The sequence below is a fragment of the Bacteroidales bacterium genome, from assembly GCA_026418905.1.
Classification (GTDB): domain Bacteria; phylum Bacteroidota; class Bacteroidia; order Bacteroidales; family DTU049; genus JAOAAK01.
Genome location: JAOAAK010000028.1, coordinates 14,517 through 35,267, shown reverse-complemented (window position 1 = coordinate 35,267; position 20,751 = coordinate 14,517). Strand labels below are relative to the sequence as shown.

The following is a 20,751-nucleotide window of genomic DNA, read 5'->3' as shown; positions in this document are numbered from 1 at the left end:
TTTTTAATATTTTTCACCATGAAAGAAGGAAGAGTTGTAGAATAAAATTTTTTAGGAATTGGCTTTATGTTACTGAAAAATTTATATTAGCAAAAATTTAAATTATGAAAGTTGTCATTTCGGGGGAAATAGTACAAAAAGCCATGGAAGAAGTGGGGGTTTCTTCTATGGCAAGGGCTAGTATTCGAGAAATAAAAAAAATAGTCGATATTATCGAACAGCAAAGTGGGGTTAGATTCGTTAGAATGGAGATGGGCATACCAGGTTTGCCACCTGTGCAGATAGGAGTTGAAGCTGAAATTGATGCATTAAAAAAAGGAGTAGCATCCATTTATCCTGATGTGACAGGGATACCTTCTTTAAAAGAAGAAATTGCTCGTTTTGTTAAAAATTTTTTGGATGTAGACGTCTCGCCTGATGGATGTTTGCCCACTGTTGGGTCAATGCAGGGTGGTTTTGCTTCTTTCCTTACGTTGCAAAGAATTAACAAAAATAAAGACACATTTCTTTTTATTGATCCAGGTTTTCCTGTTCACAAACAACAGTTAAGAATTTTGGGTGGAAAATTTATTCAATTTGATGTCTATAACTATCGTGGAGAAAAACTCAGAGACAAACTTGATGAATTGCTTAGTGTTGGTAATGTATATGGTTTATTATATAGCAATCCCAACAACCCAGCATGGATATGTTTCACGGAAAAAGAGCTGCAAATAATTGCTGAACTGGCTAGGAAATATGATGTTGTGGTTGTCGAAGATCTTGCCTACATTGGAATGGATTTTAGGAAGGATTACAGTCATCCTGGAAAGCCGCCATTTCAACCCACCATCGCTAAATATTACGATCAGTATATTTTGCTTATTAGTAGTTCTAAAGCATTTAGTTATGCTGGTCAACGTATTGGTATGATGGTAATTTCTGATTCATTGTTTCGGCGCAGATTCGAGGATCTTATCCCTTATTATGGAACAGATCGTTTTTCCAGCGCCATGATTTTTGGAACTATTTATGCTTTGAGTAGTGGTACAGCTCATTCATCTCAGTATGCTTTGTTGGCAATTTTGAAAGCTATTAATGATGGATTGTATAATTATCGAGACGACGTCATTGTTTACAGTAAAAAAGCTCAATTGATGAAAGAGGCATTTCTTTCTAATGGCTTTAAACTAGTTTATGACCAGGATGATGGTGAGCCTTTAGCTGATGGTTTTTATTTCACAGTTAGTTATCCCGGATTGGAAAGTGATCAGCTTTTATATGAGTTGTTACATTATGGGATCAGTGCCATTTCGTTGTCTTTAACAGGAAGTGAAAGCAAAGAAGGGATTAGAGCTTGTGTTTCCCTCGTTGGATTTGATCAGATGGAAGATCTGAATAAACGACTCAGTCTTTTTCATCAAAATCATCCCATTTAGGTAATATGATTAATATCATTGCTTTTTTGCTTATTTAGACGGAATTTAAATTATCTTTGTTTTAAAAATCAATTATGAAATCGGATCTTGAGATTGCGAGAGCGGCAACTATGTTGCCAATTCAGGAAATTGCAGAGCAATTAAATATCGATCCCGAAGACCTGGAACTTTATGGAAAGTATAAAGCCAAAGTTCCCCTCAGTTACATTGATGAGGAAAAAGCTAAACAATCAAAACTGATCCTGGTAACAGCCATAACTCCTACACCAGCTGGGGAAGGCAAAACAACGACTTCCATTAGCCTTGCTATGGGGCTTAATCGAATAGGGAAGAAAACAACTGTTGTTTTAAGAGAACCTTCATTGGGGCCCGTTTTTGGTGTTAAAGGTGGAGCTGCCGGAGGTGGTTTTGCTCAAGTTTTACCGATGGAAGACATTAACTTGCATTTCACTGGAGATATTGCAGCAGTTGAGAAAGCTAATAACTTGTTGGCTGCTCTTATCGACAATCAACTTCAAACCAAAGAACGAAAATTTCATTTTGATCCACGTACCATTCGTTGGAAAAGAGTACTGGACATGAACGATCGTGCACTTCGTCAGGTTGTCATAGGCTTGGGAGGAACAGCCAACGGAATACCACGAGAGTCGGGTTTTAATATCACGGCAGCATCCGAGGTAATGGCTATTCTATGTCTAGCTAAAGATATCAACGATCTTAAAGAAAGATTGGGTAAAATATTCATTGGGTTTACTCTCGACAAAAAACCAGTTTATGCTCGAGATCTCAATGCTCATGGAGCCATGGCTGCTTTGCTTAAGGATGCTATTAAACCTAATCTCGTACAAACCATTGAAAATACACCAGCTATTATTCACGGAGGTCCTTTTGCTAATATAGCACAAGGAACCAATTCTATCATTGCTACCAAACTTGCCCTTTCTACTTCAGAATACGTCGTTACTGAAGCTGGTTTTGCTAGTGATCTTGGTGCTGAAAAGTTTTTCGACATCAAATGTCAGGTTGGCAACCTTAAGCCCAATGCTGTTGTTGTTGTTGCAACTATAAGAGCTTTGAAATATCATGGCGGTGCTACAAAAGAAGAGTTTTCTGTCCCGAACATCGAGTATGTTAAAAAAGGTTTGGCCAATTTGGACAAGCATATCGAAAACATGAAGTATTTTGGCTTTAGGCCAGTTGTAGCTTTAAATAGATTTGATTCTGATACGGAAGATGAAATCGAAGTAGTAAGAAAGAGGTGTGAAGAACACGGTGTCGAAATGGCTATCAACGAAGGATGGGCAAAAGGAAGTAAAGGAGCAGTCGAACTAGCAGAAAAGGTTCTCAGTGCTGTCAAGGAGTGCCCCTCATGTTTTCAACCTTTGTACGATCTTAATTGGGACTTGGAAAAGAAAATTCATACCATTGCAACAAAAATGTACGGAGCAGCTGGTGTCGAGTATTCTTTGCAAGCAAGAAAAGACTTAAAAACTATTCGTTCCCTAGGTATAGAAAATCTAGCTGTTTGCATGGCAAAAACACAAAATTCGCTCTCCGACAATCCAGATCTTAGAGGCAGACCCGAAGGTTTCATCGTCAATATTAGAGAAATAGAAATTTCGGCGGGTGCAGGTTTTGTAGTACCAATTGCAGGTACCATCATGCGTATGCCGGGCTTGCCAGAAGTACCTGCTGCTGAAAAAATTGATATAGACGAAGCTGGTAACATTTACGGGTTGTTCTAACCCATATTTCACGTTATGTAGAACTTAGCACGTGTGTGTGCTAAGTTTTTTTATTTTTGTCAAAAAACATGCGTCTTTCTCGAAAATGTGAATACGCTTGTTTAGCTATTATTGAGTTGGCCAAGGATACATCTCAACTCAAATCATTGCAACAAATTGCTCAGAAGTGGAACATACCTAAAAAGTTTTTAGAGCAAATTATGTTGGTCCTAAAAAACACTGGTTATGTTAAAAGCGTAAAAGGATCGTCAGGCGGGTATGTTTTAAAAAAACACCCTTCTGAAATTACCATTGCTGAAATCGTACGTCTTTTCGATGGACCCCTGGCACCTGTTCCAAGTGTTTCAGAATACTTTTATGAACCTTCACCTATTGAAAAACATCAAAAATTTTATCTGCTCATGAAAGAAATTCGAGACATGATTGCTGAAAAATTGGAACTTGTCACATTTGAACAAATTTTAGAATAGAGTTAGTACCTATGAGAAACATCAAATTGTTAATCGTTTTTTTATTATCAGGTATTTTGCTTACATTATCATGGCCCATGCGAGGATGGGCTTTTCTGATTTTTTTTGCTTGGATACCTTTCTTTTATGGTTTGTATTTGATTTCTTTGCATGGGAGAAAAAAGACCAGTTATTTTACTTTCTCTTTTCCAATGTTTCTTTTATGGAATGTAGCCACGACATGGTGGATATGGAATTCAACCATTTGGGGGTCGCTATTTGCTATGATTGCCAATTCTTTTCTTATGGCTTTGGTAGTGTGGATCTATGGTTGGGTTCGAGAGAAATTATTTTCAAATAATCTCCGAAGCTTTTTGATATTCCCCTTTTTTTGGGTTAGTTTTGAATATTTGCACTATCGTTGGGAACTTGCTTGGCCCTGGTTGACTTTAGGAAATGTTTTCGCCACTAAACCTACGTGGGTTCAATGGTATGAATTTACAGGTGTTCTCGGAGGATCTTTTTGGATTTTATTCATCAATCTTTTATTATTCTTCTGGCTTTGGATTCATCTCGAGAAAGAAAATATATCTTTAAAATTTAAATCATTGAGGAACACATTGGTAGGAATTACTCTTTTTACAATATTGGTTCCACTGGCGTATTCTTACATCCGTTATTTCACTTACGATGAAAAATCGAACCCTGTACGTATTCATGTTGTTCAGCCCAACATCGATCCATGGGAAGAGGAATTTAATCTAACAGCCGATGAAACCTTGGACAGATTGTTTAATCAGTTACCGTCTGAAAGAGACACAAGTATAGATTTTATCCTTTGTCCTGAAAGTATTTTGCAAGAAGGCATGTATGAAGATCAATTTCAATATTCCCGAAGTATACCGGCTATAGTGAACATGTTAAAAACAAGATTTCCTCGTGCTATTTGGATAACAGGTGCTTCTACTTACAGGGTCATATCTCCTGAGGAAGCAGGATCAGCCACCAGACGACTTTCTGACGGTACATTATACGAAGCTTACAATTCTGCTTTATACTTAGATACGTCTCAGGTAAAAGAAGTATATCGTAAAATAAAGCTTGTTCCTGGTGTAGAACGCATGCCTTACAAAACTCTTTTCCCTTTTTTGGAAAAATTAACCATCGATTTAGGTGGAATTTCTGGTACTTTAGGATCTTCAAAAGAGCCTGTAGTTTTTCATGAAGGACATATACCTGTAGGCACGGTTATTTGTTACGAGAGCGCTTTTGGCGAATTCATGGCTGATTTCGTAAAAAAAGGTGCTCATATGCTTTTTGTTATCACCAATGACGGTTGGTGGGGTAATACACCTGGCCATCGGCAACATTTTGTAATGTCTGTTTTGCGTGCTATTGAAACTCGCCGTGCCATTGCTCGTTCTGCAAACACTGGAATATCTGGTGCTATTGATCAACGTGGAAACATTCTCATACAGACAAAATACTGGGAACCAGCTGGATTTACCGTAACTCTTTATGCAAATGATCAAATTACTTTTTACGTTAAATATGGCGATTATTTGGGTAGAATATCCGTTTTTGCTTCTTTGTTAATTGTCTTAGCTACCATTTCCTTTTCTTTAATTAGACGAAAATCTGTATAGTGTGATCAAGTATTTGCGTTTGATCAAATTTTCTCATACCATATTCAGTTTTCCTTTTGCACTAGTTGGTTATTTCGAAGGGGTCCGGGAAGTTGGGTTTTTTTCGTGGTACAACTTTTTTTTAACTTTTTTAGCTTTAATCTTGGCTCGTACTGCAGCCATGTCTTTTAACAGATGGATCGATCGTGACATTGATGCTCTCAATCCCCGCACACAAATTCGGGATATTCCAAGCGGAAAAGTACACCCTCGTGAGGCTTTGCTTCTAACCATCTTAGCTTCAATGTTGTTTTTACTTGTGACTTCATTCATTAACGAACTTACTTTCATACTTGGACCACTTGCTCTTTTTGTAATATTGGGGTATAGTTACACCAAGCGTTTTACCATTTTGTCGCACTTCGTGCTTGGACTGAGTCTTTCGATGGCTCCAGCTGGTGGATATATAGCTGCTAGTGGGAATATCGATTTTTATTTGCTTTGGCTTATAATGTCGGTTGTATTTTGGGTGGCAGGATTTGACATTATATATGCCTTGCAGGATGAAGAATTCGACAGAAAAATGAATCTTTTTTCAATACCTGTTCGCTTTGGAAGACACTCTTTAGTGATTGCTTTTATTTCCCACGTATTTGCAATGTTTTTTTTGTTTTATTTCTGCATGATAATCAATCATGAATGGGTATGGACAAGTTTTTTTCTATTCTCGCTGATGTTGTTTGTTCAGCACGTCATAGTTTGGTTGGGTTATGACCGAAAAGTACATCTTAATTTCGGTTTATGGAATGGAATGGCTTCGGTGACTTTTGGAATAGGATACCTACTGTTCTATTTCTTTGCGTAGGATAGCTGATGGAGATTCTGTAAAGAAATCAAAATTGAACGAAGACCATTTTTGATCAATGGTATTGATAGTTTTTTCATCCATTAAAACCATTTCTGGCCAAGAGGTGTTAAAAGGAGAAGGCGTTTTCCCATAGGAAAGACAATTGATAACAAGAGAGAATCTCTCTTGAATAAAATGCAAATCTCGAACAGGATCCAAAGTGGAAAGTCCAAACCAAAGCTGTAAAGAAGCTTTCGCAGAATACCATCTTTTTTCCATTACTACGTAAAATTTATCTCGATGCAATGAATGTTGTTTAAGCCATGTAAGAACATCTTCAAAATGATCATGATAAATGATGGCAATTCGTTGAGTTAACCATAAGTGAATGAAAGGGAGTTCATAGGTGTTCATATCAAACATGTGGTTCGATTTGAATTTGGAGGTGGCGAGAATAGCAAGTTTGCCACCATAAGCAAACTTTTGAGCCGAGTGATCTAAAACATCGAGGGGTCCTTTCGAAAAGAGAATGTCATCAGGAATTGCGACAGAGCGATCAATCCTACTGAGAATATTAGACCAATTACGTAAGTGAATATCATCGTCGAAAACCAAAATAATTTTGGTTAGCGAAAGTAGACCTATACCCCATATGGCATGAGCTACTTTTTCAGCTTGACCAGGAAATGTTTCATGTATGCTAGTCAAGGCAAGATTATGAAATCCGCCTTCTGTTGGAAGGTATAAATCGATCAGTTCGGGTAGTAGGGTTTGTTTTATGATGGGTGTGAAAATTTGTGTAGTAAGATGCCCCAATTGTTCATCTTCTTTGGGAGGTATCCCAACGACGGTTGCAGGATAGATAGCTTTTTTACGATGTGTAATAAGTTCTAGGTGAAAAACAGGATAATAATCCGGAATAGAGTAAAAGCCGGTGTGGTCACCGAAAGGTCCTTCCATCCGTAGTTCTTCTTCAGGTTCAACAAAGCCTTCAAGTACTATTTCGCTATCAGCAGGAATTAGAATATCGTTAGAAATACATTTTACTAAATGTATTCTTTTATTGAGCAGAAAACTAGCAAAGGCGTATTCTGGAATTCCTTGAGGTAAAGGTGCAGTAGCAGCATAAATTAGGGCCGGTGCTCCGCCCAACGTAATAGTTACAGGCATTCGTTTTTTCATTTCTTTCCATTTTTGGAAGTGCTCAGCTCCACCTTTATGAATATGCCAATGTAGACCAGCAGTTTTGTTATCGTAAATCTGCATCCGATACATCCCTATGTTTTGGATACCCGTTTCGGGATCGATGGTGTGAACTAGAGGTAAGGTAATATAACGACCTGCATCGTTAGGCCAGCATTGCAAAATGGGCAAATCAAAAAAGCCAAGTTCACGGCTCACTACTTCCTGGCAAGGAGCGCATCTTCTCTTGTAGGGCTTTGATTTCATAAATCTCTTCAAGAATAAAAAGGATGATCGACTGAATTTAAGCTTGAAGAGATCAGAAAAATTTTCAAGAATAGGGGCTACTTCATCCCATCTGACGTATTGTCTTGTAAGCTCCTCGTTGGCAAAAATGTTTATGAGAACTGGAAAAGGAGTACTATTGTTGGTGAATAAAATAGGATAGCTTTTGTCTTTGCTCTGATAGATTCTATCAGCAATTTCAGTCATCTCTAGCGTTGGAGATACAAGTTCCTGAATTTCGTATAGTTTCTTTTTGCTTTTTAAATAACTAACCAATGAAGACAGATTATTCAATGTCATTTTATCTGACTTAAGTTCTTGGCAAATATAGGTTTGTTAAATATTATGCAATCAATATTTACAACCTGCTTTTTATTAGTTTTTTGTAATTCTGGAGATCTTATCATATTTTTGAAAAAATTCTAAAATGATGGAAAAACACAAAGGCATTGTTGCGTTTAAAGGTCAACCAATGACATTAGTAGGTAGTTTGACCCAAGTAGGAAAATTGTCTGAAGATTTTACGACGTTTGATACGGATTTAAAACCTGTTACATTGTCTCAATTTCGGGGGAAAACAGTTGTTCTTTCTATTATGCCTTCGGTCGATACACCTGTTTGTGCTCAACAAACCAGAAAATTTAACGAACTTGCTACGTCCCTAGAAGATGTTGTTGTGATTACTATCTCAATGGATTTACCTTTTGCTCTTAAACGTTTTTGTGCGTCCGAAGGTATACGAAATGTTATAACAAGCAGCGATTACAAACATCGAGAATTCGGTTATAAGTATGGTTTTTACATAGAAGAATTAGGATTACTTGCTCGTGGTATTGTTATCATCGACAAAGAAGGACGAATTACATACGTAGAATACGTACCAGAAATAAGTCAGGAGCCAGACTATGAAAAAGCTCTTGACCATCTGAGAACTCAAAGAAAATAACTAACTGATTCCGTTTTAGTATTTTATCACAATCTTTTTTAAGATCAGCTCGTTTTTGGTATGGAAATTAAAGAAATAAACTCCTTTTGCTAAATAGGAGATGTCGATGGATTGTTTCCCATTCAATTCATACGTGCTCACTATCTTTCCTTGAGCATCCAGAATGTAAAGGGTGGTTGGTTCTCTTAGTTCAAAACTAACAGCATTTGAAGCGATCATCACATCATTATTAGCTTCGTCCATTTCTTCGATAGAGGTGCATGGATCTACTTGAATTAGACCATTGAAGAAAATTGAACCACAGGGGCCATCACCTTCAACACCGTAAACATATGTTCCGCTCAGGTAGGGAGCTCCCTTAATAGATAGCTTATGATTTGAAAGATTAAAAGAAGCTGAAATTCCTGGAGGGAAAGAGTTGGGTTGATAATGAATGGAATTGACATGATGGAGGAGATATTCAATTTTCTGGATAGAATCTCCTATACAGACGGATTGATGATCAGTAGAAGGGTCGGAGATTAATTCGTAGGTGGGATAATAATTAATCTGGATGAAGGCAGATGCTGTATCCTTGCATCCCAAAGAGGAAGTTCCTATGACTGATAAATTTAAAGATGAATCGGGAGAAATGGTGATTTGGGGACCCTGTAATGGTAAAGGATACCATTGATAATTGTTTGCGCCAGATGCTGTCAAAGTGATTTCTTGACCGTTGCAGATGGAGGCCTGGGAGGGGAACACGTTGACTTGAACAACATCGATGGGATATGAAAAGAGAAGACTGGAAGTGTCTCCATTTAGAATTCCTTTGACTTCATAAATATAACCAGGTTGGGGTATAACAGTAGTAAGAGTGTCCTCAAAAGGATCATGGGACCATTTGACATAAGGGGTTCCTCTGACTATTATCGTACCCGTGTCGCCTTCGCAAATTATATCTGGCTCGAAATCTACTGCTAACGCTGTTGGCAATGAAAGACGCATGATAAACCCATCGAACGGATTTATAGTGAATTGAAAAGCATCTGGTGTTGTGTAGAAGTCAAATGAAGAAGTATAACCAATCACATATTCTTTAGTAGTATAATTTTGGTTAGAGTACATGAATAACATTACGATATCTTTAATTTCATCGTAAGTAGAACCACCAAGGTAAGTACTATAATATTTAACAATTTCACCATTGGGGTTAATTTTCATGATAAATCCATCCATACTACCTTTATTGTTCTGTTGAAAAGCATTAGGTGAAATAGGAAAATCAAAAGAATACGTAGAGCCAACAATGCATACATTTTTTGTATATGGATCATAATTCATTTTGTAGACATTCTCTAATTTATGCCCTCCGAAGTAAGTGCTATAAAGAATATGAGAAAAGGCACTATCCATTTTAACGAAAAAACCATCATTAGCACCCCTGTAAGTGGTTTGAATAGCATTTGAGGTAATAGGAAATCCTGAGGAATTGGTTTTTCCACAGATGTATATTTGTCCGAATTGATCAATTTCGAGATCTGAAGTATACTCTTCTTGAGATCCTCCAAAACGTGCACTTCTTTCGATATTTGAGCCATTGTTATTGAGGCGTGTAACAAAAATATCATAATTTGCGGAAGGAGTTTGAAAAGTCCCAGGGGTAAGAGGAAAATTTTGTGAATTGGTATATCCAGCCACAATAGGTTTTGAATTATAAACCTCTAAAGCTACTAATTCTTGCATATTATTTCCTTGAAGAAATGTTGAAAATATTAAACTATCTCCGGTAGGTGTTAGTTTGGTAACAAAACATGCTTGATTTGAGGAAAGAGTTGTTTGAAAAGCATTTTGAGTTATAGGAAAATTAGATGATGTTGTGATACCTCCCACATAAATGTTTTCATTCTGATCTGTACCTAGTGCTTTAATTTTGTCGACATTACTGCCTCCTAAAAGAGTAGAAAATACTAAATTGTTTAATGTGTAAGTCATGCATGTTACGAAACCATCAGAGGCTCCCATCAAGGTCTGTTGATAAGCATTAGTAGTGGTAGGAAAGTTTGTAGAATTAGTATAGCCTGAGATCAGAAGTTTGGGAGGAAAGCCTCCCAAAAGTCCTATATTGGTACAGTAGTCATCACCACTTCCACCTAAATAAGTCACCGCATGATAGTTGTAAAAATTACTTACTATGAGAACAACATCATATGCTCCATTATGTGAGACATCATATCCTGTTATATTGGGAAAATCAGTTGAACGTGAATATCCACCAAACCACATGAATGGCCACCAAGAGTAAATATTTTTGTTAATAGCCACCAGGTAATCGTCGTTTGAACCACCCATATAGCTCGAAAACTCAATGGTTGGATCGATAATTAATATTTCATTTTTGTTGTAAGAAGGGATATAAAAACCAATGTCGTCTTTTTGGGATATGAAAGATATGGGAAAAGAATCGTTCTTTTGAATAAGCTTGATATCTTTTATTTGTAAATCACCTAAATGTGTTTGCAATAATAAACTTTTAGGAGTAATGTTTAAATGGTCTATTCCTTTGAAAGTTAAAAGGATTTGAGAAGGGTCTGATCCGGGGTTCACTATAAAATCAAAACGCAAGTTTCCTTTTTCTGTCAGTTCGTATTTAACGTCAATGCCAGGATATAAATTTTTCAAATATACCTGTTTGAAACATTTAACTCCAGTAATGTGTTTTGTAGGGTCGTTTCCAAGGATAAAATTAAATGTAACGTTTTCTTCCAGAATTCCTTCATAGTTTTTAACATTACCATTTTTGAAATACAGTCTGGCTACATGTCTTTCTTCAATTGATGAAAAAAGATTATTTGTGGAATTATCGGAGTAATTTTTTATTCTATTTGTAGGATCTTCATTGCTTCTTGCGATGTCAATAATGATACCATCTTTGACGATCCAATAAAAAATGTTTTTTTGCTTGTATAGAAATAGCACTTCTTTTGGCCATTGACCTTTGTTCTCAATAAAAACACAAGGAACAGTGTTTTCTCCTCGATAATTCAGCTGAGGCAATATCTGTATTGGCATAAAAAATATGCAAATACATTTCAAATAAATGTGTTTTAATTTAACCATATGGATAATTTTATTCAAAAATAAATATTTTTATAATATCAATTAAAAAAATAACCCTCCTGCAACGAGGAGGGTGACTATTTTAACTAAGTTAATATGACTCAATTATAGCTTTACAAAATTTTCGTAGAATTTTTTCCCTTCTTGTTCAAAAGTAATGAAATAAATGCCCGCTCTCAATTCGTCAATTGGTATTGTTAATTTACCGGAAATGGTAGAATAAAACTGGTTCCATACAACTTTACCTGTATAATCTGAAATAGTAACGTTAATGTCAGTCATTTCAAAGGAAGACATATCAATATGAAGAACTGTTGATGCTGGATTTGGGAAAATGTTGATTTTTTGTAAAACAGAGAGAAAATCGTTGAAAGAAGTAGTGCAGAGATTTCTTCCACTGAGTGTAGATACATTGGAATTGGTTGGATCGAGCCAGGGTTTTAGCCTTTTATCATTGGAGGTACCAATGCCCGTAAAATGTTTATCCATCCGACCATAAATGTCGGGTTGATTAGGTCCAGTGCCTGGACCAGCTTCACCATCGGTACAAGCAGAGAGACCGCCTGTCAAAGTACCAACTACCAATTTGTTCTGATTGAACAAAGGTGAACCTGATGAACCTCCTTCTGTGACACTATGACCGTTTGTGGTTGTTGCCCAATATACTTTCCAATGTGTGTTTCCATAGGTAGTTAAAGGTGTGGTGTAGGTACTAATCTTCTTGATAACACCAGCAGGATGATGAATGCACACACCACTGGATGCAGGAGAGGTTGAAATACTCCAACCGTTAAAGTATGGATTTATGGTTGTTGAGAGATTTTCTTTAAGTTCACACAAGAAAAAATCAGATCCTGAGTTATCCTCTCCATAAGTGTCAGAAGCTCTGTAGTAAGCTCCAGTTAATACTTGGGATGGACCTGATGCTGTCCCAGTACAAGTTGTAGCTTGATAGTTGAATCTAAAAGTCCATTGTAAAAGCTGAGCAGAAGTGACAGGAACCCCACTACCTGAAACTGAACAATGATCAGCCATTAAAAAATATTTTTTACAATCTTGGTTGGTGTTATTAATAAGAGTCCCAGAACAAAGATAAGTTCCATCACTTAAAACCATAGTGACCTTAGCAACACCACGTACCTGGTTTTGCCAATTATCTCCTTCAGAACAAGCTACATTTATGTAGCATGTTCCCACTTTAGTTGAATTTTCAAAAGGAGTTGAACGATAGAAGTAGGCTAGTTTATCGATTTCGAATGCGTATTCATGATGAGCAATTCCTTCTGGTACGAAGAGTTCAATTATTACCTCATCTCCTGGTATTTCTTGTGTTGCCATAACAGGATAATCGTAATTGTTATTAATTTCAGTAAAACCTCCAATCACGAAACTTTTGTCAGGTGTGTAAGCATAAAAAACCATTCCCGGTAGAAGTTTGTAATTGGAAAAATATATGCCTAACGCCTTTGCATCGGGGATTGATACTTTAATTCGCCAAATTTTTGATCCATCAGGTAAATAACTCCATATTCCTGTTGTAATGGGGTTAATAAATGCATCTACAAAAACGCCGTTACGGTAACCTCTTCCACGAATTTGCATCTCTTCGTCTTCTTTTGCTATAGTTTGTAAATCTGGCTTTGGTAAAAACATGCAAGGAACTTCAGTAATGGAGAGATTCCATGTAAAACTAGGTGGTGTACCAGGAACATTTTGCTGAGCTTTAGATGGGATGTATCCCACGATCCAGAAAAGAGATAATACAATAAAAAAGTTAAACTTCTTCATGATAAATTTTTTTCAAAAATACAATTTTTGATTGGCTTTAGTTGTTTGAAAAAATATGATTATGTTTTTTGTTGTTTTTTTTGTGCAGAAGGGAAAAGAACGTTGTTAAGAATGAGACGATAGCCAGCTGAATTTGGAAAAAGATTTAAGTCTGTAGGTGGATCATAAACAAAATGTTGATAATCTTCAGGATCGTGTCCTCCAAGAAAAGCAAAAAAGCCCTTGCCGAATTCACCGTATATATAACGAGCTTCATTAAATTGTTTGTTATCTGCAAGAACGACAACATTGGGTTTGAGAGTTTTAGGATTAAAGGCTGTGGATTGACCCATAAAGCCACGAATAATACGTTCGTGATCTTGAGTAAGTAAAGTAGCAATGGGGTCCCATTTCGCTGAAAACTCGAACAAAACAAAAAGATCATCTTCCTGTCTTACTTTAGGGCGTGTACGTGTAACGTCTATATTCGATTTAGCATATTCATAAGGGTTAACCACAACAGTGAAATTTTGAAAAGCAAAGGTTTGTGTAAAGTCAAGCTTTTTGGCGTAATCATAATCGACAGGATCACCGTCGAAGGGTTCAGGACAAATATCTGTGTTTTCAGCTGCTAGTGCTATGTCAATGCTTTCCGGGGCACTACACATGGCAAAAAGATATCCACCTCCGGCTACAAAATCTCTAATTTTTTTGGCTATGGCCAATTTGAGTTTTGATACTTTATTGAAACCATATAGACGAGCAATGCGTTGATCTTCTTCAACTTGTTTCTGATACCAATCAGAATTTCTATAAGCTGCCCAAAATTTTCCAAATTGCCCTGTAAAATCTTCATGATGTAGGTGGAGCCAGTCATATTTTAGCAGTGCACCTTGCAATACCTCCTCGTCATAAATCACATCATAAGGAATTTCGGCATATGTAAGTACCAGCATGACAGCATCGTCCCAGGGTTGATAGTATTTGGGTGCATATACAGCAATACGTGGAGCTTTGACCAACTTCATAACATCCATATTTACATCAGGTTGTGAAATATATTCCTTTATAGAAGCCACTTGTGCGTCTGCCAAAACTTCACATGTTACACCACGCAACTGACATTCGATTTGAACTGTTTTGGAATAACCTGTGAGAAAACTCCCTCCACGATAGTTGAGTAACCATTCAACTTCCAAATTGTTCTGTAAAATCCAATAAGCAATTCCATAAGCTTTTAGATGGTTTTTTTGTTTTTCATCCATGGGAATGAGAAGAAACGTAGCTTGAACTTGTGTTATCATAGAAAACATTAAGATAAGTATGTATGGTCTCATGGGTAAGGTGTTTTTAAAAAGGTTCATCCTCATTTTCCGTGCCAGAATATAGATATTCATCAACTTCTTTATTCATACGAGATTCAACAATGATTGAGTCGGTGGTATATGTAGTTTCTGGTTCAAGTTCTTTGAGGTAATTGATTGCTAGTTGATAATCATGATCAGTTTCATCGTAGAATGTAGCAAAATTGGGAATAAACTTAAGTTTGACAGTTCCCTGTGGTCCATTTCTATGTTTTTCTATGATGATTTCGGCGTAATTTTTTTGTTCCTCTGGTATGGCTTGTTTACCCGATCCTTCCTTATAGTAGTATTCTGGTCTATAAATAAATAATACAAGATCGGCATCCTGTTCGATGGATCCTGATTCACGCAAGTCCGACAACTGAGGACGCTTGGTTCCAGCTCTTTTTTCTACTTCGCGGCTAAGTTGTGAAAGAGCGATCACAGGAATATTTAGTTCCTTAGCTAAAGCTTTTAAAGATCTGGAAATGGTTGCAATTTCAATTTCCCGTGTGGCATTTTTATCTACTTTTGCTGACATGAGCTGGAGATAGTCAATAATAATACACTGAATGTCATGTTGTTGTTTGAATCGGCGAGCTTTAGCGCGAAGCTCAAAAATGGAGAGGGATGGTGTATCGTCGATAAAAAACGGAGCTGACGATAGTGTTTCTATGGATCGATTGAGCATTTTCCATTGTTGTTGTGACAATTGTCCTCTTCTTAGAACATCTGTTGGTATTCGCGTTTCGGATGATAATAGTCGCATGACAAGTTGGTGAGAACTCATTTCAAGAGAAAAAAAAGCAGTTGGTATTTTGTATTCGACAGTCATTTTTCGTGCCATCGTCAGCACGAAAGCTGTTTTTCCCATACCTGGCCTTGCAGCAATGATGATAAGATCAGAAGGTTGCCAACCAGAAGTGTACTGATCGAGAGACTTAAAGCCACTAGGAACTCCTGTGACGGTTGTGTTGCTTTTTGCTGCATGATGTATGTTTTCCTTAACATCGCTGAGGATGTAGGTAATGGCTCCACCTTTACGTTTCAGGTTTTCTTCATTTATTTGGAAAAGTTTGTTTTCGGCAGTATCTAGGAGATCGAAAACATCAATACTTTCTTCATGAGCTTCGTTAATGATTTCTGTCGAAATTTCAATGAGTTTTCGTTTTAGGTATTTTTCGACTAAAATTCGTGCATGGTATTCGATATTGGCACTAGAAACAACACTATTTGAAAGTTGTATCAAATATGCGGACCCTCCTGCCTCTTCAAAAAGATCTTGTTTTTTTAATTCTTCCGCTACGGTTAAAATGTCGATAGGCATGCTTTTAGAAAAAAGGTCCTGGATGCATTTATAAATAATTCTATGATTTTCTTTGTAAAAAACGTCTGGATGGAGAAAATCAATGACAGCGTTAATAGCTTGTGGGTCAATCAGAAGTGCCCCCAAAACAAATGGTTCGATTTGAATGGCATTGGGTGGAATCCGCCCATGCTCGAGTATGGGATTTTGGGCTGATTCTTTATCAGAAGCTTTGGTTTTAACTTTTTTGCTGGGCATAGGTTTTACTTTTAAAAAAATTAGATTTAATTACCCCAGTGCTTTTTGGCGAACTGATTTAGAAAAGGTTCAATTTCTTTACGTGTTAAACTGATTCTATACATGCCAGGATAAAAGAAACCAGAAGGAAAACAAAAAACAACCCCTCCATCTGTCATATAAAAATCAATTTCACTCCATGAAAGATCTTCAGCAGGGATTTGTAAGGAATAAGTTTTTGCTAATCGTTCAGTCAAGAGCTTTTTTAGCTCGAAATCTTCATCTGCAACAATGTCATAAATTTCAATAGGTTGATCGTTCTTAATGCTTAAGACTGTAAAAGAGTATCCTTCTCGTTCCATTGCTAGAGAAGCATAAAAATATTCAGCATAAACAATAAATGTAGAAGATAAATAAATAGGGTAGAGAATATAAAAATCCCTGGGTGGATTATCAAAGGCTTCGTTTGCAAAGATATCTTGAAAATTAGCATAGTATTTTTTTCGGTTTATCACTTTTTCTTTTGTGAAATTTTGAATATTTCCTTCGAAGATGTGTTTTTCAATAAGAGAGTAACTTGAATGATTATTAAGGGGATAAACTATTTCCACAAAAAAAGGGTTATATTTGGTTTTGTCGTAAGAAGTAAAAGTTTCAAATAATTTTTCTGTTTTTTGATCTTGTTTTAGATTAAAGGATAACTCTTTATTTCCTTTTTTCCAAGTTCCCTTAAAATATTTTCCATCAAATTTACCGTTAAATTCTTCAGATATCATGTTGTTTTCTTTCTTATAAAGTTTCCAATTGTTGGACGAGGAGAAATCTTCCCAATTTATTAGCGGATAAGGTATTTTACTCTCTTCATCATAATAACTTCCCCACATGCCTACGGGTGTGTACAAAACATACATAGTAATGGATTTATCACTAAGGTTTCCATTAAATACATACAATTGCCCGATAACAAAAATTGGAAGAAAACAGATATAGAAAAAAAATAACTTCATTTTTTTACAAACTTACATCAAAATTTGATTTCTTTAAAGATAAGCAATCCGTGCGATAAAAAAGTAATTTGACCTGAATGAGTTCTAAAGTTTAGTCAATCCCAAATTAAGTGGCATTATTCGTTAGTCCATAAATTTTTAGCAAAATTGTTAAGAAGCAATTCAGCATCATTTCTTGAAAGATAAATGGAAAAATCGCTATAAAGAGATAAAATGCCAGGAGGAAAATTAAACATAATACCGCCATCTGTCATGCAGATGGTTGCATCTGAAAGGGGCAGATCATCAACAATTTCAATGTCTTCATAAAATTTTTTCAATTCATTGATTAATTTTTGGTTCAAAGCTTTATGATCAATCGGTAAAATATCGGAAGCTTCAATGATAGTATTTAACTTTAGACTTAAAGTACTATACGAAAAGGACTTGTAGCCACGAGCGCCGCCTAAATTCGTGTAATCATATTTTGCATAAACAATAAAGTTGGTTGATGAATAAATAGGATAAAACATGGTAATATCTTCGGGTATACTTATAGATTCAAATTCTGAAAAATCACTTTTATGTTGTGCAAAATTTTCAGCTTTTTTAATTTCAATTTGCTTTAAAAAAGAGGGGATGCTGTATTCAAAAAAATAATTTTCAATCAAAGAAAAATTTGGATGAGATGACAAAGGATAGACTACACTACAAGAAAATTTATAATAGCTAGCGCTATCATAAGAGTGATATGTTTTATATAATTGTTCCGTTGCCGTATTTCGTTTCAAGGAAAAGGGTAGGCTTTTTTCATTTTTTTTCCAAGTTCCACTAAAAATGTTGCCATCAAAAACACCGTCAAATTCTTCACTTTGATTGCCCACTTTAGCGTAAAGTTTCCATTTTTTAGAAGATTCCTGAGGGGTTGTCCAACTGACGAGCATAATTGGTAATTTGATCTTTTCGTAGTAATAACTTCCAAAGAAGCCTATAGGGGTTTTTAGAATGTGCATGGTAATGGGAATGTTTCCAATGTTTCCATTAAATACATAAAATTGACCACGTAAAAGTACGAAATTAAGTGTTAAAATAAATAAAATATACCTCTTCATTTTTTTGCAAAAGTAAAACAAATTCTTAGAGATGTCAAACTTTTATCGTACATTTGCAAAAAAACATGAAAGACAGGGAATTGCTGGCAAGTATATATGCACTCTTGCTCTCTAAAAAAGCTCAAGATCCTGTCATTATTCGTTTTGAAAATCATCCTTTATGTGATTTTTTTTTAATTTGTCACGGTGATTCATCTGTCCAGGTAAGAAGCATGGCAGACGCCCTCTTGGGTGAATTTGCTTATGAAAAGAAACTGAAACCTAGTCATGTAGAAGGATATCAAAATGCTGAATGGATATTGTTAGATTACGGTAATTTGATTGTGCATATTTTTCAGAAACATGCAAGAGAATACTATCAAATAGAAAAATTATGGGGCGATTATGTAGATACCGGTCAGTTGTTTAACCAACAAAAAACTTTTTCATGAAAAAAATTAAATTTAGTCCTTACTGGTTATATGCTGCTTTTATTCTTTTTATGGTTTACCTCCTTTTCATGCGCAACGACGTCAAAGTTCCTGAACTTACATGGAAAAAGCTGGAACAAGCTATACGCAACAAGCATGTCGAAAAAATTGTTGTTGTTAACAAAGAGTTTGCTGAGATTTTTATTAAACCTGAAGCCTTACGTCAAAAGGAGTTTGAAGATGCTGCGGGTAGAGAAAGCAGTAGTTACAAAGGACCTCATTATACCTACAAATTTCTTACTCCCGAAGCCTTTGAAAATCAGGTAAATGCAGTAATTGAGGACCAATTTCGTCAGGATACCATAGGTAAAACTCCAGCCGAGAAGGATCTTTTAGCTAGTCAGAAAGGAATTGTGTTGGTGCCTGAGGAAAGGGTCAATTGGGTTAGGGATTTTTTTCTGTATTGGGTTTTGCCTATATTGATTTTTATTATTATCTGGATTGTTCTTTTCAGAGGGATAGCTCGTAGTCAAGGAGGTGGTGGTCCTGGTAACATTTTCAATTTTGGAAAATCACGTCCTACGCTACTTGAAAAGGGGATGCATGTCAATGTGACATTTGAAGATGTTGCCGGGATGGATGAGGTGAAAATGGAAGTCCAGGAGATAGTAGATTTTCTAAAAAACCCTCAGAAATACGCACGGCTGGGTGGAAAGGTACCCAAAGGAGTTTTGCTAGCAGGGCCACCTGGTACGGGAAAAACACTGCTTGCCCGTGCGGTTGCTGGTGAAGCACAAGTTCCTTTTTTTAGTATCAGCGGTTCGGATTTCGTAGAAATGTTCGTGGGCGTTGGGGCATCACGTGTGCGTGATTTGTTCAAACAAGCCAAAGAAAAAGCTCCATGCATCGTTTTCATAGATGAAATTGACGCCGTAGGTCGTGCAAGAGGTAAATTTAACATCAGTGGAGCCAACGACGAAAGAGAAAGCACACTAAATCAACTTCTTGCTGAAATGGACGGCTTTTCAACCAATTCCGGTATTATTGTAATGGGTGCGACCAATCGTGTGGATATTCTTGATAAAGCGTTATTGCGCCCAGGAAGATTTGATAGAATCATTTATGTTGATCTTCCAGAACTCAAGGAACGTGAAGAGATCTTTAAGGTTCATATGCGTCCACTTAAGCTTTCACCTGATGTATCTGCAGAATTTTTGGCTAAACAAACTCCAGGTTTCAGTGGTGCTGACATTGCTAATGTTTGTAACGAAGCTGCTCTTATTGCTGCTCGTAAAAACAAGGATGCTATCGACGTTCAGGATTTTCAAGATGCCATTGACCGCGTAGTGGCAGGACTTGAAAAGAAAAATAAGATCGTTACTGAGAACGAAAAACGCATGGTCGCTTTCCATGAAACAGGTCATGCTGTCGTTAGTTGGTTTACTCCTCATGGACATCCACTCATCAAGGTAACTATTGTTCCACGAGGCAAATCACTAGGGGCTTCTTGGTATCAACCTGAAGAACGTCAGTTAGCAACCCGTGAGCAAATATTTGACGAACTGGTCAGTTTGCTTGGTGGAAGAGCAGCAGAAGAGGTCTTTATTGGAACTGTATCTACAGGTGCACTTAACGATCTTGAACGTGCTACGAAACAAGCTTACGCCTCTGTAGCTTATTTTGGATTGAGCGATAAACTAAAGAATCTGAGTTATTATGATTCAACCAATTCTCAAGAATATCTATTCTCTAAACCTTATTCAGAAAAAACGGCTCAAATCATAGATGAAGAAGTTTCAAAGCTTATAGCTTCTGCTTATGATCGGGCAAAACAGATTCTTATCGAGCATGCAGATCAAGTTAGAAAACTTGGCAACATGCTTTATGAAAAACAGATTCTCTATCGTGAAGACTTGGAACAGATTTTAGGCCCCAGGCCTTTCATCGATCAAAAAATCTCCACAGAACAGTTATAGTCAGATGTTCCATGTCTT

General features: G+C 36.6%; 15 protein-coding genes. 8 read left to right on the top strand and 7 right to left on the bottom strand.

What is annotated here, in order from left to right; all coding sequences use genetic code 11:
• The first annotated feature begins 104 nt into the window (after positions 1-104).
• The 5 genes from N2Z72_05280 to ubiA all read left to right on the top strand — a co-directional run bounded on the left by N2Z72_05280 (position 105) and on the right by ubiA (position 6,102).
• Positions 105-1,418 (top strand): pyridoxal phosphate-dependent aminotransferase, encoded by a 1,314-nt coding sequence (locus tag N2Z72_05280; GenBank protein MCX7697090.1) that lies wholly within the window; start codon positions 105-107, stop codon positions 1,416-1,418.
• A 74-nt stretch (positions 1,419-1,492) separates the two neighbouring features.
• Positions 1,493-3,163: a formate--tetrahydrofolate ligase gene (locus tag N2Z72_05275; protein MCX7697089.1), complete on the top strand. Its 1,671-nt coding sequence runs from the start codon at positions 1,493-1,495 to the stop codon at positions 3,161-3,163.
• A gap of 68 nt (positions 3,164-3,231) precedes the next feature.
• Positions 3,232-3,633, top strand: a complete 402-nt coding sequence (locus N2Z72_05270; GenBank protein MCX7697088.1) for an Rrf2 family transcriptional regulator — start codon at positions 3,232-3,234, stop codon at positions 3,631-3,633.
• A gap of 11 nt (positions 3,634-3,644) precedes the next feature.
• Entirely contained in the window at positions 3,645-5,258 is a 1,614-nt protein-coding gene (gene lnt, locus N2Z72_05265) for an apolipoprotein N-acyltransferase (protein ID MCX7697087.1), read from the top strand.
• Position 5,259: 1 nt separating this feature from the next.
• Positions 5,260-6,102, top strand: a complete 843-nt coding sequence (gene ubiA, locus N2Z72_05260; protein ID MCX7697086.1) for a putative 4-hydroxybenzoate polyprenyltransferase — start codon at positions 5,260-5,262, stop codon at positions 6,100-6,102.
• Here the strand turns inward: ubiA and N2Z72_05255 are convergent.
• Positions 6,079-7,851, bottom strand: coding sequence for a menaquinone biosynthesis decarboxylase (locus N2Z72_05255; protein MCX7697085.1), 1,773 nt, complete (start codon positions 7,849-7,851; stop codon positions 6,079-6,081). The genes ubiA and N2Z72_05255 overlap by 24 nt on opposite strands.
• Positions 7,852-7,981: 130 nt before the next feature.
• Here N2Z72_05255 and tpx point away from each other — a divergent pair, with 130 nt between their 5' ends.
• Positions 7,982-8,497 carry a thiol peroxidase gene (tpx, locus tag N2Z72_05250; protein MCX7697084.1) on the top strand — a complete coding sequence of 172 codons (516 nt, stop codon included), beginning with the start codon at positions 7,982-7,984 and terminating at the stop codon, positions 8,495-8,497.
• A 15-nt stretch (positions 8,498-8,512) separates the two neighbouring features.
• On the opposite strand, the gene N2Z72_05245 is transcribed toward tpx, so the two are convergent.
• The 6 genes from N2Z72_05245 to N2Z72_05220 form a co-directional block, all read right to left on the bottom strand.
• Positions 8,513-11,548, bottom strand: a complete 3,036-nt coding sequence (locus tag N2Z72_05245) for an SBBP repeat-containing protein (GenBank protein ID MCX7697083.1) — start codon at positions 11,546-11,548, stop codon at positions 8,513-8,515.
• A gap of 153 nt (positions 11,549-11,701) precedes the next feature.
• The gene (locus tag N2Z72_05240; protein ID MCX7697082.1) at positions 11,702-13,384 is read right to left on the bottom strand and encodes a T9SS type A sorting domain-containing protein; all 1,683 of its coding nucleotides are present in this window, start codon (positions 13,382-13,384) and stop codon (positions 11,702-11,704) included.
• Positions 13,385-13,443: 59 nt separating this feature from the next.
• Positions 13,444-14,700: an asparagine synthetase B gene (locus N2Z72_05235; protein ID MCX7697081.1), complete on the bottom strand. Its 1,257-nt coding sequence runs from the start codon at positions 14,698-14,700 to the stop codon at positions 13,444-13,446.
• A gap of 13 nt (positions 14,701-14,713) precedes the next feature.
• Positions 14,714-16,270 carry a replicative DNA helicase gene (dnaB, locus tag N2Z72_05230; GenBank protein MCX7697080.1) on the bottom strand — a complete coding sequence of 519 codons (1,557 nt, stop codon included), beginning with the start codon at positions 16,268-16,270 and terminating at the stop codon, positions 14,714-14,716.
• A 26-nt stretch (positions 16,271-16,296) separates the two neighbouring features.
• Positions 16,297-17,256 (bottom strand): hypothetical protein, encoded by a 960-nt coding sequence (locus N2Z72_05225; GenBank protein ID MCX7697079.1) that lies wholly within the window; start codon positions 17,254-17,256, stop codon positions 16,297-16,299.
• A 116-nt stretch (positions 17,257-17,372) separates the two neighbouring features.
• Positions 17,373-18,347: a hypothetical protein gene (locus tag N2Z72_05220; protein MCX7697078.1), complete on the bottom strand. Its 975-nt coding sequence runs from the start codon at positions 18,345-18,347 to the stop codon at positions 17,373-17,375.
• A gap of 65 nt (positions 18,348-18,412) precedes the next feature.
• Here N2Z72_05220 and rsfS point away from each other — a divergent pair, with 65 nt between their 5' ends.
• Positions 18,413-18,778: a ribosome silencing factor gene (gene rsfS / locus N2Z72_05215; protein ID MCX7697077.1), complete on the top strand. Its 366-nt coding sequence runs from the start codon at positions 18,413-18,415 to the stop codon at positions 18,776-18,778.
• On the top strand, positions 18,775-20,733 hold the full coding sequence (gene ftsH / locus N2Z72_05210) for an ATP-dependent zinc metalloprotease FtsH (protein ID MCX7697076.1): 1,959 nt from the start codon (positions 18,775-18,777) through the stop codon (positions 20,731-20,733). Before rsfS ends, ftsH begins: the two co-directional genes overlap by 4 nt.
• Positions 20,734-20,751: the final 18 nt, after the last annotated feature.

Bases quoted from the DNA above. Each gene is read 5' to 3' on its own strand.
- tpx (MCX7697084.1), top strand. From the start codon at position 7,982: ATGGAAAAACACAAAGGCATTGTTGCGTTTAAAGGTCAACCAATGACA.
- N2Z72_05275 (MCX7697089.1), top strand. From the start codon at position 1,493: ATGAAATCGGATCTTGAGATTGCGAGAGCGGCAACTATGTTGCCAATT.
- N2Z72_05240 (MCX7697082.1), bottom strand. From the start codon at position 13,384: ATGAAGAAGTTTAACTTTTTTATTGTATTATCTCTTTTCTGGATCGTG.
- N2Z72_05280 (MCX7697090.1), top strand. From the start codon at position 105: ATGAAAGTTGTCATTTCGGGGGAAATAGTACAAAAAGCCATGGAAGAA.
- N2Z72_05220 (MCX7697078.1), bottom strand. From the start codon at position 18,347: ATGAAGAGGTATATTTTATTTATTTTAACACTTAATTTCGTACTTTTA.
- N2Z72_05225 (MCX7697079.1), bottom strand. From the start codon at position 17,256: ATGAAGTTATTTTTTTTCTATATCTGTTTTCTTCCAATTTTTGTTATC.
- dnaB (MCX7697080.1), bottom strand. From the start codon at position 16,270: ATGCCCAGCAAAAAAGTTAAAACCAAAGCTTCTGATAAAGAATCAGCC.
- rsfS (MCX7697077.1), top strand. From the start codon at position 18,413: ATGAAAGACAGGGAATTGCTGGCAAGTATATATGCACTCTTGCTCTCT.
- N2Z72_05245 (MCX7697083.1), bottom strand. From the start codon at position 11,548: ATGCCAATACAGATATTGCCTCAGCTGAATTATCGAGGAGAAAACACT.
- N2Z72_05270 (MCX7697088.1), top strand. From the start codon at position 3,232: ATGCGTCTTTCTCGAAAATGTGAATACGCTTGTTTAGCTATTATTGAG.
- lnt (MCX7697087.1), top strand. From the start codon at position 3,645: ATGAGAAACATCAAATTGTTAATCGTTTTTTTATTATCAGGTATTTTG.
- N2Z72_05255 (MCX7697085.1), bottom strand. From the start codon at position 7,851: ATGACATTGAATAATCTGTCTTCATTGGTTAGTTATTTAAAAAGCAAA.
- ftsH (MCX7697076.1), top strand. From the start codon at position 18,775: ATGAAAAAAATTAAATTTAGTCCTTACTGGTTATATGCTGCTTTTATT.
- N2Z72_05235 (MCX7697081.1), bottom strand. From the start codon at position 14,700: ATGAGACCATACATACTTATCTTAATGTTTTCTATGATAACACAAGTT.